The sequence below is a fragment of the Rhizohabitans arisaemae genome (assembly GCF_025996515.1).
Lineage (GTDB): Bacteria > Actinomycetota > Actinomycetes > Streptosporangiales > Streptosporangiaceae > Rhizohabitans > Rhizohabitans arisaemae.
Map to the genome: position 1 here is coordinate 1 of NZ_BLRH01000015.1, position 245 is coordinate 245.

1 rRNA gene is annotated in these 245 nt (G+C 56.7%); it reads right to left on the minus strand.

Annotated features, from left to right (window positions below):
* Nucleotides 1-205: ribosomal RNA gene (locus RUR_RS08375) — 16S ribosomal RNA — on the minus strand; the annotation flags it as partial.
* Nucleotides 206-245 lie beyond the last annotated feature (40 nt).

The following is a 245-nucleotide window of genomic DNA, read 5'->3' on the forward strand; positions in this document are numbered from 1 at the left end:
ACTTTCCACACCCGCCCATGCGGGCCGGTGTCGTATCCGGTATTAGACCCGGTTTCCCAGGCTTATCCCAGAGCTGAAGGCAGGTTACTCACGTGTTACTCACCCGTTCGCCGCTCGAGTACCCCGAAGGGCCTTTCCGCTCGACTTGCATGTGTTAAGCACGCCGCCAGCGTTCGTCCTGAGCCAGGATCAAACTCTCCAAACAATGTCTGGAAACAATCCCGGCAAACCACCCCAAGGAAAAT